Here is a 12780-nt window from a genome sequence, read left to right on the forward strand (position 1 = left end):
CTATAAAAAAAGCCTAACAAATTGGCATATTTGCTAGGCGAGATAAAAAGATTTATTTAATAACATTACAAACATTTTATCATTAATGGTCAAAAAATGAAAGAGACGGTGTATTGAAATGGGAGACAAAATAAAAATTGAAGGAGTTCTATCAAAAGGGTACGGGATCATCCCAAAACTTGTTATGAAGGATAGCGACTTAACAATTGAAGCCAAAGCTATATACGCTTATATAAGCTCTTATGCAGGTAGCGGAAATTCAGCATTTCCAAGTGTTAGTCTAATTTGTTCAGATTTAGATATTAGCGAGAACAGATTCCATAAACACAAGAAAGTTTTAGTAGAAAAAGGATACATTGAAGTGAATAGAGAACGCACTAGTAAAGGCTCTTGGGGCAGTAATGTATACACAATAAACAGCGTTATTAATTATCAACCATCCCTTCAAAATGACGTGATGGACGAACCAACACATCAAAACCCATGCATGGATAAACCAACGTTGGATAACCCATGCTTGGAAAATGAAGTCACTAATAATAACAGTTTTACTAATAACAGTTCTATTAATAACAGTTCTATAAAACAACAACAACCGGCTTCAGATAATCAACCAAATTTCATAACTACTTGGAAAGAAAATGGATTTGGCGATATAACCCAAGACCATATAAAAGAACTAGGAGAATGGATTGCTAAATTTGATGATAACGATTCGATTATTATCAAAGCAATTAAAGTTGCTAATGATTTAGGAACAGACAAAAGAAATATGGCTTACTTAAGAACTATTTTGAAAGACTGGAAAAATAGAGGTTTTAAAGTTGGTGAAGACTTTGATGCAGCTGAAAAGAAACGGAAGTCAGAAAAACAAGCTAAGAAGTCAGCCCCTAGAAATAACTTCAATAAAGGTACTGTACGAAAAGAAACTATTCCAGAACACATTATGAATCCTGATGTAAAAGAAACTCCAATGAGTGAAGAAGATAAACAAGAATTCATGGAACGTTTGAAGAAAATTCAAAGCTTTCAAGGCAACGATCAAGAAAGAGCCCAGGCATGAAATATGTTTATATCTGTTTCCTAGATGGGTCAGTCTATCGCTTCACTAAAAGACTTGATGATGGTTATCGAATTCAACAAAATTTAATCTTTATAAGGGTGGAAAACAAATGAGTATAGATAAATATAATGCAAAACATTATCCGGATCCAACAGCTTATGCTGCTTTAAAAAATACCAAGAGTTCTAATAGTAATAACAGTCTTAAGAGTCCTAAAAGAGTGGCTCAAGGGAGAAAAGCAAAAGCAACAGGTGCAGCATTTGAAACATATATTGATGCAACACTAGAGCACTACAAGAGAGTTGGTGTAGCTGATATACAAAAGACTCCAGAACCAATGAAACCTTTAAAATCAATGCCAAGTCAACCAGGGAAATTTATCGCAGTCTTTATAAAACAAGCGCAAGCAGATTATAAAGGCATACTGATGGGCGGTAAATCAGTCATGTTTGAAGCAAAACACACTAACACCGAAACAATGCCTTATGGTCGGTTATCTACAGAACAAATTAATAACTTAAGAAGCTATGACAAGTTCGGAGCTGTTTGCTTTATCCTTGTAAGTTTTAATTTTAAAAACTTCTACCGTATACCTTGGGTCAACTGGAGAGACATGAAAGAACTTTATGGACGTAAACATTTAAAAGAAAGTGACATTCAAGAATTTAGAGTGAAGTTTGAAAGTGGCATCATCAATTTTCTTTATAAATCTAACAAGAATGAATTGAAGTAAATACTAACTTAAGAGGAGCTAGTCAGATGGTACTTAAACAGAAAGAAATGAAGGAAACACTGGAAGACCACTTAATACTTAATGCTTATACTCCAGTAACATCTTATCCAATTGAAGATGAACTTCAAATGGATGCTAAAAATGAATTTGGTTCAATGAATTATTTCCGTATCACACCAAAAGGCGATATTAAGATATACAAACGTGCAAAATGGACCACCATTAATTGATGACTAGGAGGAATTATTGTGAAAGAAATATTTGTTTTTGCAAAGGTAAAGGGTGGTAAACAGTTTATTGGAATGTTCGGCGATATGGAAAGTCTTCATGATGAAGTAGATGAGACCCTTGCAACAAAGAATAGATTGGATTTAGCAAACGATGTTTATTTCTTATCAAACGGAGTTGAATACAAATTATTTGTTTTATAGGAGGCTCGAAAATGTGGAACACAATTGATAAGTTCTTAAAACTAAAAAATATGAATCAAGAGCAGTTAGCTAATTTAATGGGTGTACGCTCTAGCTCTTTAAGTGATCTAAAGCATGGACGGATTATTAACCCTAGTTTTGAATTGATGTGCAAGATTGTAGATGGTCTTGGAATAACTTTAGATGAATTTAGAAATGAATTGAACCAAAGTAAATCAAAAAGCGGTGAATAGTGATGAAGCTGAAACAATATGCTGTTTATAAAGGTGAAGATCTAATAGCTATGGGTACTGCCACTGAAAGTGGAAAGCAGTTGGGCGTAGTAGCACAAACAATCTATGCATACGCTACAAGAGGTCGAGAAAATAAAATTAAAGGAAATATAAGAATAGCAATCGAATTGGAGGAAGACGATGAGTAGAGCAGTTAAATATATACAACCTGTTTACCTTCCAAAATGTGACTTTTGTAATAGTAATATAGTGTCGCCTGAAGAATATTACTTTGTTTCTCTAGAAGGACACGACCAAACAGATGTCAGAATAGTTCATAGAGATTGCTATTCTCGTAATCAGACACATTGGGCAAGAGAAAAATTTGAAAATGGAATGGATGATAACAAATGACAGCAATGGATGAATTAGCATCAATTTCCCATTTATTACCTTTACCAGTATTAGAAGATGTCAATCAAAGATGTGGCGATTGGTTGGCAACTGGTGGGAAAGAGGATGATCCGTATATACATCAACAATTGAGTTTTGCTAATCGATTCGTAAAAAAGCAGAAGGAAGTGAGCCACAAATGAGTAAGGACAAAACAACCATCATTCTTGATGCTAGAAAGTTTAGCTGGTTAGAATCAGATTTAGTCCTCTTCCGGAAAATGTGGGAGCAAGGTAAGAGCGTAAATCTTATGTCTAAACGTTTTAAATGTAAAGAAATTGATATCGCAATGCTGGTATTAGATCAAGCGGAAAGAAAGTTGATTAAATCAAGACCTTTAGGAATAAAAGGAGGTTTAGTTTAGATTGAATGATCCTGAAATTTTCCAAAAAGTAAAATGTGGAGTTTGTAAGAAAAAAGTATCAACACGGTTATGTGATTTTGTCATTCAATATAAAAGGCCCATTTTATTTAGCAATTACGAAGATTTTACGGAGCAACAGTTGCATGGGACTTGTGATATGCCTTTATGTGAAGGTTGCACTATTAAAAACAATGATATTTACGATTTTTGTCCGCATCATGCAGCATTATTTAAAGAAATACAACCAACACCAGAAATGCAACGTTCCATTAATGAATATATTTCTGATGTATTAAGAAAAGATTTTGAGGGGGTCAAATAAATGGAATTTGTACATTTTACTGGAGAAGAAACAGAAAAAGAATTTTTAGAAAAATGTTTGAAACAATGGGAGATTTCTATTGAACAAGATCCAGTCAGAGGTTTAATGCAATTAGGATCTATGTTTGCAGAAGTAAGACACAGAGTTGCTGAATTGGAGGACAACTAAATGGATGAGTTGATCTATCAAGTAGAAGAATGGGCTACAAATAAAAAATTGCATTATGCTGAATCAAGCAAACAATTCCTTAAAGTAACTGAAGAAGTTGGAGAAGTAGCAGCTGCTTTAGCTAGAAGTGATAAAAAAATGCTGACTGATGGAATAGGTGATGTAGTCGTTACGTTAATAATTTTAGCTTTACAGAATGGATTAAGCTTAGAGGAATGCTTGCAAATGGCCTATGACGAAATTAAAGGTAGAAAAGGCAAAATGATTGATGGTGTTTTTGTTAAACAAGCTGATTTGAAAAAAGCACCAGTTTTGACATTTGACGGTTCACGCTTCGAAGAACCTAGCAAAGAATTTCAAAAAGAATTCGGGATTAAAAGGTTAGAAGTTGAGTTTTCAGAAGAAGGAAAAATGAAAACAGAATCAATTGACAGATATGGAAATGCTAATTGCCTTAACTGGAATAATCAATCATTCGATGAGGAGGACAAGTAGATGAGCTATGAAGTAAAAGTTAATGGTAAAGACATAAATTATGGACCTTATGTTAAACAAAGTCGATTTTCTGAAGAAGAATGGGATGCTATCTATCACCAAATGGTAAAAGAAAATACTCCAGACGTATATGAAGTTAAGAAAGATGATATTGACTACATTCGAATGCATGGAGCTTTAATTGATATGGAGGAACGTTATGAAGCGTTATTAGGATTACTACCTCAATCATCTTTTAGCAAAGCTGGTACGCATCCTCAATGGGTGGCTGATGCAGTTGAAGGGAATACATTAAATAAAGGAAATACCCAAGATGATGTAAAAGACATTTTGGTAGATGTAGAAGATATTGATGATCTTAAAGATATGCTGATTGAATATTTCGAAATAAAAACAGATATTGGAGGCTAATTTATGAGATTAAAAATAGGAAATGTACTTATTGCAGTTTTAACAGCGCTCATAGTAATAGGTATGTTCATTGGCTTAATCTATCTGCTGTTCGATAATACACGATTGGGATTTGTTAATATCATGACTGAATATAGAATCGAACAAAAAGAAGAGGAAATTGATGCTGCTAAGAAAGAAATCGAGGACGTTAAAGGTGACTTGGTGGAATGGCAGAATACAGCTAATGGCTATAAATTCCAGTTAGATTTATTAAATAAAGATAACGGATGGAGTGAGGATGAATGAGTTTAATTGATCAAATAAAAGAGATTAAAGATGAATCATACGATAAATGGTTTGAACGTTGGTATCGTAAGCAAAACCTTGAAAATGCAATTATTCAGTCTGCAAAACAAGGGTATGGCGGTTTTACAATAAGGATTAAAGAAACATACGAATCAGAATCAGACTGGAAAAAAGAAAGAAAATATTTGGTTAGAAGATTAAGAGATAGTCGAACACCTATTAATATACAAAGTAAATTAGGTGAAGGCTTCACTGTCAAACATAAATTTGAAGTATATCATGGCAAACTATTAGGTATGTCTACTAGAAGAACAGAAGATTGGATTTCTATCCGTTGGGAGGTTCCTAATGATACAAGTAAAAATTGATGAGTTGGAATGTGACAAAGATGATTTAATAAAATTGATTGGGAAGTATCATGCATTAGGTTATTTTGTTGAAATTTCTATGCAGAATATAAGATTTAGTGGCTTTGGATTTAAAACAGCAAACTATTTGTTATCTGTTTATAAACTTGTAGAAGAACAGGAGGAAACAACAAATGAATAAGCGTATAAAGAAAAAAGTAACTAAGAGAGTACTTATTAAAATCAAGAATAAAGAACCATTAAGTAAATTTGAAGCTAAATTTTTCACAAAAAATATACTTCCTACTTTTATAGAGACATTCACTGCTGTTAGAAAAGCAGCAGAAGAGGTCATCTCAACTGTAATTGAAATTGTTACTGAAAGAGTTAATGAATTGTCCGATGAGATGAAAGAAGCTGATCAAGAAGATAATGAAGAAGTTCAAGATTTTCCTTTTAATGAGTTTATTAATGTTCCTTTGAATGAATTTATTGATACTGCTGAAAGTTCTGATATGACAAGTACAATTAGTTTAGGAAAAAATAATCCTAATCAAGCACGTGAATCAATGGGGTTAGATGGAATTGATGCTGAGGGATTCGATAACTTGTATAAATCCACTGAAGAACATTTACCATCACTTTTAGCAATGGATCAAGATAATAATATATTTATAAAGAAAGAAACAAAATGGCAGAAAGCAAAAGGAAAAGTGAAAGGATGGTTTGGAAAATGAATAAAAAAGTATTTGGTTTTAATTGGTTTTTTAGGAAAAGCGATGGATTGCTATACGGATACACGATTAAGCCTGCAGTAGTTATTAATAATCATCCTTTAGCTTTAGCGCCAATGTTAGGTAATGTACCAGAAGTTAGAGCTACTGAAAATGATAAATCTGTATTAATTGCAGAAGAAGATAATGAATTGAGTTTTATTAAAATAAATAAACTGTATCATGTCACTGAATTAATAAAGGAGAATGTTGATGATCAATAATGTAGTGCTGGTCGGAAGATTAACAAAAGAACTTGATTTAAGGTATACATCCAATGGGACAGCGGTAGCAACATTCTCTATCGCTGTAAATAGATCCTTCACGAATCAAAATGGGAAACGAGATGCAGACTTCATCAATTGTGTCATTTGGCGTAAATCAGCTGAAAGCATGGCTAATTTTACACGTAAGGGGTCTTTAGTTGGTATAGAAGGACATATTCAAACAAGAAGCTATGACAATCAACAAGGGCAACGTGTTTATGTTACTGAAGTAGTAGTTGAAACATTCTCTTTACTGGAACCAAAAAACAAAGATTCAAATAAAGAAAGCAGCAATCAATCTTCTAATAGTTACTCAAACAATAATGACCACAATAATTATGGTGATGAACCTAAGACTAAACAACCAAATACTATTGATGCATCATATAATCAAGATCCTTTTGACAAATCAGGACAGCCAATAGATATCAGTGATGATGATCTTCCTTTCTAAAGTGAGGTGTAACAAATGGAAACAAAAATAGAGAATGCAACGAACATATTGTCAAAGGTAACAGGAAGTGTATTTAATAAAGAAGGTCAGCAACAATTATTGATTACGTTGGATGAACCAATTATCGGTTATCAATTAGAACGTTATACGAATAGCAAAGGAGAGCTTTATGGTGAGTTCACTCTATTCGACAACCGAATCATCACCGTTCATCAAAGAAAGAAGATACATGCTATTTTAAGCGATATAGTGAATAGTTCAGGTGATGGTAAGAACGCATATGATATTAAGTCTATAAAAGAAGATATGAAATTGATATTTTGTAAATCAAAAGGAATTGATGAGTTCAGCACCAGCGAGTTAACTGGTGACTGTACGGTAACTGTAGCAAGTGAATTCATTACATTCCTTTTAGATTTCTGTTTAGAGTATGGTGTACCTTTATCTGATCCACCAATTGAATTAGCTGAGGACCTTAAGCATCAATTGATCATGTGCTTGTACGAAAGAAAGTGTGCAGTTTGCTGGCAACCAGGTATGGTTCATAAAGTAACGACTACAGGTGCTAAGAAAATACCAGGCAGACATGAAGTAATGTGCTTATGCAGCAATCATTATCAAGAAGCAGAATCAATAGGGCATAAATCATTTGCAGACAAGCAGCATGTCTTAGGGATATTGATGAATCAAGAACAGTTTATGAAATTGAAAAATACGAGGTGACCTATTTGCAATATACAGATAAAGAACTTGAGATAATGATTAGCAATTATAGACAGTTAAGAGTACAGCTTCTTCGCATTAGAGAAAACATTATGGTTCCTCATGTAATTACAGATACAAATACTGGTGGCGGTTCTTCAGGATTCTTATCTAATCCAACTGAAATGACAGCAATCAGACTTGCTGAAGACGATGGACTGAATGATATTAAGAATATAGGATTAGCAATAGAAAATACTTATGCTTTATTACCAAAAGAAAAACAAAAGATGATGTTGGCATACTTTATTGATCGTGATCCTAAATTAAAAGATAAAGAAATCGCTAGACGTTTGTATATAGACAGAACAACATTGTGGCGATGGAAGAATCAAATCAGACAAATTTATAAAAATGAACTGATTAATTTAAAAAAAGCAGAGAAAAAGTAAACCTGCAACATCATGCAACGTTTTAGGGTATATACTGGTAGTATCAAGAAAGCGTAGGAAATCACACTAGACTATTCTTATTGTTCGTTACGGCTTTCTTAAATGTAAGCAACTGACATGCACATGATGCGAGTTGCAAAAGTAAAATGTTAAAAAGCATTCATTTAATCGTGAGTGCTTTTTTTGTACATAAATTTAAAGGAGTGAGATGAATGGATTCACAAGAATTTATTGATAGATGTAAGGTATTAGTTGCTGAGTATACAAATAACCATTTAGATGTAACAGATAACAAAGCAATTATTCCAAGGGAAGTTTATGTTGTTTGGTCTGCTAAGACATTACAAAACAACAAAGCATTGTTAAGTACACCACTATCTGATGGTATGTACTATGAAGTTACTTTCAATGGAGATAAAAACGAAATCTACTTTGATGCATATAAGAAGTTTGAAAATATTAAATATGATTTGTAGTGCAGTCATTGAGGTGTAAGTAATGGATCTAATGACACCAACTCTTTTAAAGAAGTTGCATCAATATATATTAAACGATGAGGTAGATAAGTTTTATAGATTGAAAGTGTGGAGAGTACTAAGGCTTGTTGCTTTACGAAGAGACGATTACAAGTGTCAGTATGATAAACGATTAGGGATAGTAACTAAAGCTGATACAGTCCATCATATTATTCCAGTGAGAGAGAACCCTAGGCTAGCTTTAAGGCTAAGTAATTTAGAATCTATCTCAAAATCGAATCATAATCGAGAACATCCGGAAAAATTAGAGAAAAAAAAGGAGTTTACGAACGAAGAGCGCTGGTAAAGCCCCCGGTCAAAACCAAATGCAATTTCTTTTAAGGGGGGCGCGAAACGGATAGGGTTCCAGACTTGACAAAAATATCGAAAAATCGCATGAGGGGGGGTGGGGTAAAATTGGCAAAAGGAAAACGAGCGATTATCAAAGATGCTTTGGTTGATCAGCTGGAAAATCAAGGAGTAATAGGGAGACACTTTTATGACTTGATTGAAGATTATCTCCAGTTATGGGATATCAAAAATAGTCTAATCAATGATATTAAAGTGCGTGGTGTTTCTGTCTATTGGGAAAACTCCCCCACTCAATTTGGTTTTAAAAAAAATGATTCGGTTACAGAGCTATTAAAGGTCAGTGCTCAAATGCTGAAAATATTGCAGCAGTTGAATTTAAGAGTGGATGAATCAATAAGCGATGATGATGACGATGACTTCTAATGTTAAATACCATGTAGTTATTGACCGCTACATGAATATGGTTCGAACAGGTGAAGTATTAGCTAGTATAGAAGTTCACCAATTAATGGATTTTTTGGATGACCGTTTATCAGATCCAGAAGTAGTTATAAAACAAGATGTCATTGATGATGCCCTAGAAAATATTAAAAAGCATTTCCCATTTAAGTTAATGGAGTGGGAAGAATTTGTAATGGCATTTATATGTGGTGTCTTTTATAAAGATGATACGTTAGTTTTTAACGAATTTTTAATTATGATGGGACGTGGCGGTGGTAAAACTGGATTCATGTCTGTTATTGAATGGTGGATGATCTCGAAACAAGGAATCAAACAATACCATGTGGATGTTGTGGCCACATCTGAAGATCAAGCGAAAGAATCCGTCATGGAAGTTCACAGCATTTTAGAAGCTAATAAACCTAAGTATAAAAAATTCTTTAAATGGACCTTAGAAAAAATTGTCTTTAGAAAAACTAATTCTATGTTGCGTTATAGAACGAACAACGCAAAAACAAAAGATGGTGGTCGTCAAGGTGCAGTATTGTTTGATGAAGACCATGCATATGAAGATGATAAATCTGTAAAAGTATTTACATCCGGTTTAGGTAAAAAGAAACATCCAAGAAGATTACATTTCACCACTGACGGAAATATCCGCGGTGGTTTTTTAGATGGATTCAAAGAAGAAGCAAAACTTGTATTAACAGGTGAGAGACCGAAAAGAAGAATGTTTCCTTTCATCTGCAAATTAGATGATCCAGAAGAAGTGCATGATCCTAGAAATTGGGAAAAAGCTAATCCATCTGTTAATTATTTTCCGGATCTAAAACAAGAAATGTTAGACGAATATGAAAAATTAGAAGACCGTCCCAGCGCAAGAATTGAATTTATGACAAAGCGTATGAATATACCAACAACAGATAGTTGGAATGAAGTTACGAGCTGGGATAACATTCTGGCCACTAAACAACCAACACCAAACTTGCAAGGTATGTCTGCAGTTGGTGGGATTGATTACGCAGAAACAACAGACTTTGTTAGTGTGGGACTGCTATTTAAAATTGGAGAAAAGTATTACCTTAAACAGCATACTTTTATCAATAAAAAATCTTTAGTTGGACGTGAGTATAAGGTTCCAATTGATGTCGGTGTGGAAAGAGGATTAATCACAATCATAAATGATGAAACGATTAAGCCAAAAACCATAGCGAATTGGTTTGTAGAAATGGGCCGTTACTACCAAATAAAAGTTATCGCAGCAGATGACTTCCGATTAACCTATTTAAAGACTGCATTTGATGAAGTAGGTATTGGAGACAAACTAAAGAAAGCAAGAAAAGGGATTAAAACCCATACCGAATTAGAGCCTATTGTAGATGACTTATTTAGTTATAAAAATATCATCTTTTGTGATGATGATTTTATGATGAGGTGGTATACAAATAATTCCTATAAAGATAGGGATGCACGATTAAATATTGAATACCTGAAGATCGAACCAAAATTAAGAAAGACCGATGGGTTTCATATGTTTTTACATGCACTACAGCATAAGGATGTATTGAATATACCGGTTGCAACTTATAGCAGTGGCCTTAAAACACGCACTTATTAAAGTGAAGGGGGTGATAAATATTGAAGATACCATTTTTTAATAAGGTGTTGGCTTCAAGAGAGCCGTCTCCTAGGTCAAGTATTACGTTAAAAGACTTTACTATGGTTTATGAGAAAGATGCTAAATATAAAAACTATGCCTTGCAGATAGCCATTAACAAATTAGCTGATGCATTGGCATTGTGTGAATTCCAGACTTTTGAAAAGGGGAAGCCCGTTAAAAAAGATAACTGGTATTTGTTTAATGTTGAGCCTAACAAGAATCAAAATCAGTCGGAATTTTGGAGCAAAGTCATCTATAAGATGGTGTATGACGATAACGGAGCATTAGTCATTTGGAGCAAAGATGATGAGTTAGTTGTAGCAGATGATTATGACATTACTGAATATGCTTTTTATGAAAACATTTATTCAAACATAGTACTACCAGGTGATTATAAATTAACTGGAAAAAGAACTGAAAGTGAAGTATTTCATTTCAAACTTCACAACTCTGAAATTAAGAAAGTTATAGATTCTGTTTATGATGACTATGGGAAATTGATTGCAGGGACAATTCGTAATTATAATCGCGGAAATGCCATAAAAATGAAATTGTCTATTAGTGCTATCTTTCAACAATTTAAAACCAAGATAATTAAAAAAGAAGATGGAACAGAAATTACTGAATATGATCAAGTGCTGAATGATTTATTTGATAATCGATTTAAGGGTGTTTTTACAGATCAAGATTCTGTAACGCCTATGGAAGAAGGATTAGGTTTAGAACCTATTTCTGCAACACCTGGTAATACAAAAAGTGGTTCTGTTACTACTAGAGATATTTCAGATACTTTTGAGGACATCCGCGATATGGTTGCGGATGCTTTTGGCATACCCAGAGGAATTTTGAAAGGGGACACCGCTGATAATAAAGGTATGCATAAACTTTTTATAAATTATCCAGTCCGATCCTTAGCAGATAATTTGCAGAATGAAATTAATCGTAAGTATTATCGAAAAGAAAATGTCCTTAAGGGGAACAAACTAAAAATTCAAACGAACACAATTAATACTCATGATCCTGTTGAGTTTGCGAATGCTGGAGAAGCCTTATTCAGAATAGGAGCATTTTCTACAAATAAAATTTTAGAAAAATTAGGAGAAGAACCCATTGCCGAAGATTGGGCAGATGAGCATTATGTTACGAAAAATTATGAACGAACAGATAATTTGAAAGGTGGTGATAAAACAAATGAAGCGAAAACCAATGATGAATCAAATTAAAACTAAGGTACAAATTCAAAATAAAGTAGATTCAACAGAAACAGATTTGATTCTATATGGAGACGTAGGAGAGAGCTATTGGGGCGATGGTATCACAGCTTCAAGTGTGCGATACGCGTTAAAACAAATTACAACGGATGTAGTTAATGTTCATATTAATTCTTATGGTGGGGATGTTTTTGAGGGATTGGCTATTTATAACGTTTTTAAACAGTCAGATAAAACGATTAACACCATAGTAGATGGAGTTGCAGCTAGTGCAGCATCTATCATTTTTATGGGTGGAAACAAAAGGTTTATGCCTAAAAACACTCAGTTAATGATCCACAATGCGCAGACAGGTGTTTGGGGTTACGCAGAAGATTTTGAAAAAGCAATTGCTGCTTTAAATTCAATCAAAGTTTCTTTGATTGCTTCCTATATGGAAAGATTTGAAGGAACTGAAGAAGAGCTCATTAACTATTTGGCAAACGAGACTTTCTTTACTGCTGAAGAAGCAGCGGGTTGTGGGTTAGCCGATGAAATTTTGAATTACGAAGCAACAATAGTAGAAGACTTGGTTGATCCAGTAACCAATAATTTGGATGGAAAGATAGCTGCAAATGCTAAACCAAAAAATGAAGATGAATTACCAGCTAATGAAAAGAAAGAAAATCCAATACAAAATTTTGTTAAATTATTAGGAGGAAAATAAT

Annotated in this window: 26 protein-coding genes and 1 pseudogene; all 27 read left to right on the forward strand. The window is 33.6% G+C overall.

From position 1 onward, the window contains the following. The first annotated feature begins 118 nt into the window (after positions 1-118). The 27 genes and pseudogenes from BR65_RS13530 (at position 119) to BR65_RS13230 (ending at position 12779) form a co-directional block, all read left to right on the forward strand. Positions 119-1063, forward strand: a complete 945-nt coding sequence (locus tag BR65_RS13530) for a DnaD domain protein (RefSeq protein WP_051932787.1) — start codon at positions 119-121, stop codon at positions 1061-1063. Between the two features lie 109 nt (positions 1064-1172). Beyond that, positions 1173-1796, forward strand: a complete 624-nt coding sequence (locus BR65_RS13110; RefSeq protein WP_034538530.1) for a Holliday junction resolvase RecU — start codon at positions 1173-1175, stop codon at positions 1794-1796. Positions 1797-1822: 26 nt separating this feature from the next. Then, a complete protein-coding gene (locus BR65_RS13115; RefSeq protein ID WP_034538532.1) occupies positions 1823-2026 on the forward strand; it encodes a hypothetical protein in 204 nt (67 codons plus the stop codon). A gap of 18 nt (positions 2027-2044) precedes the next feature. Beyond that, a complete protein-coding gene (locus tag BR65_RS13120) occupies positions 2045-2227 on the forward strand; it encodes a hypothetical protein (protein ID WP_034538534.1) in 183 nt (60 codons plus the stop codon). Between the two features lie 11 nt (positions 2228-2238). After that, positions 2239-2460, forward strand: coding sequence for a helix-turn-helix domain-containing protein (locus tag BR65_RS13125; protein WP_034538535.1), 222 nt, complete (start codon positions 2239-2241; stop codon positions 2458-2460). A 2-nt stretch (positions 2461-2462) separates the two neighbouring features. Then, positions 2463-2648, forward strand: a complete 186-nt coding sequence (locus tag BR65_RS13130) for a hypothetical protein (RefSeq protein WP_034538536.1) — start codon at positions 2463-2465, stop codon at positions 2646-2648. Then, positions 2641-2853 carry a hypothetical protein gene (locus BR65_RS13135; RefSeq protein WP_034538537.1) on the forward strand — a complete coding sequence of 71 codons (213 nt, stop codon included), beginning with the start codon at positions 2641-2643 and terminating at the stop codon, positions 2851-2853. The genes BR65_RS13130 and BR65_RS13135 overlap by 8 nt, the downstream gene beginning before the upstream one ends. Next, positions 2850-3035 (forward strand): DUF6877 family protein, encoded by a 186-nt coding sequence (locus BR65_RS13140; protein WP_034538538.1) that lies wholly within the window; start codon positions 2850-2852, stop codon positions 3033-3035. Before BR65_RS13135 ends, BR65_RS13140 begins: the two co-directional genes overlap by 4 nt. Then, complete coding sequence (locus BR65_RS13145) at positions 3032-3256, forward strand: hypothetical protein (RefSeq protein ID WP_034538539.1); 225 nt, start codon at positions 3032-3034, stop codon at positions 3254-3256. The genes BR65_RS13140 and BR65_RS13145 overlap by 4 nt, the downstream gene beginning before the upstream one ends. A gap of 1 nt (position 3257) precedes the next feature. Further along, the gene (locus BR65_RS13150) at positions 3258-3578 is read left to right on the forward strand and encodes a hypothetical protein (RefSeq protein ID WP_034538540.1); all 321 of its coding nucleotides are present in this window, start codon (positions 3258-3260) and stop codon (positions 3576-3578) included. Continuing rightward, positions 3579-3746 (forward strand): hypothetical protein, encoded by a 168-nt coding sequence (locus tag BR65_RS13865; RefSeq protein WP_156098871.1) that lies wholly within the window; start codon positions 3579-3581, stop codon positions 3744-3746. It abuts the gene before it with no gap. Beyond that, positions 3747-4052 (forward strand): annotated as a pseudogene (locus BR65_RS14120) (MazG-like family protein); the annotation flags it as partial. Between the two features lie 189 nt (positions 4053-4241). Further along, complete coding sequence (locus BR65_RS13160) at positions 4242-4652, forward strand: hypothetical protein (RefSeq protein ID WP_034538541.1); 411 nt, start codon at positions 4242-4244, stop codon at positions 4650-4652. A gap of 3 nt (positions 4653-4655) precedes the next feature. After that, entirely contained in the window at positions 4656-4940 is a 285-nt protein-coding gene (locus tag BR65_RS13165) for a hypothetical protein (RefSeq protein WP_034538543.1), read from the forward strand. Then, a complete protein-coding gene (locus tag BR65_RS13170; protein WP_034538544.1) occupies positions 4937-5308 on the forward strand; it encodes a hypothetical protein in 372 nt (123 codons plus the stop codon). Before BR65_RS13165 ends, BR65_RS13170 begins: the two co-directional genes overlap by 4 nt. Further along, complete coding sequence (locus BR65_RS13175) at positions 5289-5489, forward strand: hypothetical protein (protein ID WP_034538545.1); 201 nt, start codon at positions 5289-5291, stop codon at positions 5487-5489. The genes BR65_RS13170 and BR65_RS13175 overlap by 20 nt, the downstream gene beginning before the upstream one ends. After that, on the forward strand, positions 5482-6024 hold the full coding sequence (locus tag BR65_RS13180; protein ID WP_034538546.1) for a hypothetical protein: 543 nt from the start codon (positions 5482-5484) through the stop codon (positions 6022-6024). Before BR65_RS13175 ends, BR65_RS13180 begins: the two co-directional genes overlap by 8 nt. Next, on the forward strand, positions 6021-6284 hold the full coding sequence (locus BR65_RS13185; protein ID WP_034538548.1) for a hypothetical protein: 264 nt from the start codon (positions 6021-6023) through the stop codon (positions 6282-6284). Before BR65_RS13180 ends, BR65_RS13185 begins: the two co-directional genes overlap by 4 nt. Beyond that, a complete protein-coding gene (gene ssb, locus BR65_RS13190) occupies positions 6274-6780 on the forward strand; it encodes a single-stranded DNA-binding protein (protein ID WP_034538549.1) in 507 nt (168 codons plus the stop codon). The genes BR65_RS13185 and ssb overlap by 11 nt, the downstream gene beginning before the upstream one ends. 15 nt (positions 6781-6795) lie before the next feature. Continuing rightward, entirely contained in the window at positions 6796-7503 is a 708-nt protein-coding gene (locus BR65_RS13195; RefSeq protein WP_034538550.1) for a putative HNHc nuclease, read from the forward strand. Next, positions 7500-7934 (forward strand): hypothetical protein, encoded by a 435-nt coding sequence (locus BR65_RS13535; protein WP_280512911.1) that lies wholly within the window; start codon positions 7500-7502, stop codon positions 7932-7934. Before BR65_RS13195 ends, BR65_RS13535 begins: the two co-directional genes overlap by 4 nt. 212 nt (positions 7935-8146) lie before the next feature. Then, the gene (locus BR65_RS13205; RefSeq protein ID WP_034538551.1) at positions 8147-8410 is read left to right on the forward strand and encodes a DUF6275 family protein; all 264 of its coding nucleotides are present in this window, start codon (positions 8147-8149) and stop codon (positions 8408-8410) included. 22 nt (positions 8411-8432) lie between these two features. After that, positions 8433-8756 (forward strand): HNH endonuclease, encoded by a 324-nt coding sequence (locus BR65_RS13210; protein WP_051932791.1) that lies wholly within the window; start codon positions 8433-8435, stop codon positions 8754-8756. A gap of 110 nt (positions 8757-8866) precedes the next feature. After that, on the forward strand, positions 8867-9184 hold the full coding sequence (locus tag BR65_RS13215; RefSeq protein WP_211251493.1) for a hypothetical protein: 318 nt from the start codon (positions 8867-8869) through the stop codon (positions 9182-9184). Next, positions 9162-10820, forward strand: a complete 1659-nt coding sequence (locus BR65_RS13220) for a terminase TerL endonuclease subunit (RefSeq protein WP_051932793.1) — start codon at positions 9162-9164, stop codon at positions 10818-10820. The genes BR65_RS13215 and BR65_RS13220 overlap by 23 nt, the downstream gene beginning before the upstream one ends. A 20-nt stretch (positions 10821-10840) precedes the next feature. Further along, entirely contained in the window at positions 10841-12085 is a 1245-nt protein-coding gene (locus tag BR65_RS13225; RefSeq protein ID WP_051932795.1) for a phage portal protein, read from the forward strand. Then, positions 12054-12779, forward strand: coding sequence for a head maturation protease, ClpP-related (locus tag BR65_RS13230; RefSeq protein ID WP_051932797.1), 726 nt, complete (start codon positions 12054-12056; stop codon positions 12777-12779). Before BR65_RS13225 ends, BR65_RS13230 begins: the two co-directional genes overlap by 32 nt. Position 12780 lies beyond the last annotated feature (1 nt).

Origin of the sequence: Carnobacterium inhibens subsp. inhibens DSM 13024 (assembly GCF_000746825.1) — a bacterium.
Classification (GTDB): domain Bacteria; phylum Bacillota; class Bacilli; order Lactobacillales; family Carnobacteriaceae; genus Carnobacterium_B; species Carnobacterium_B inhibens.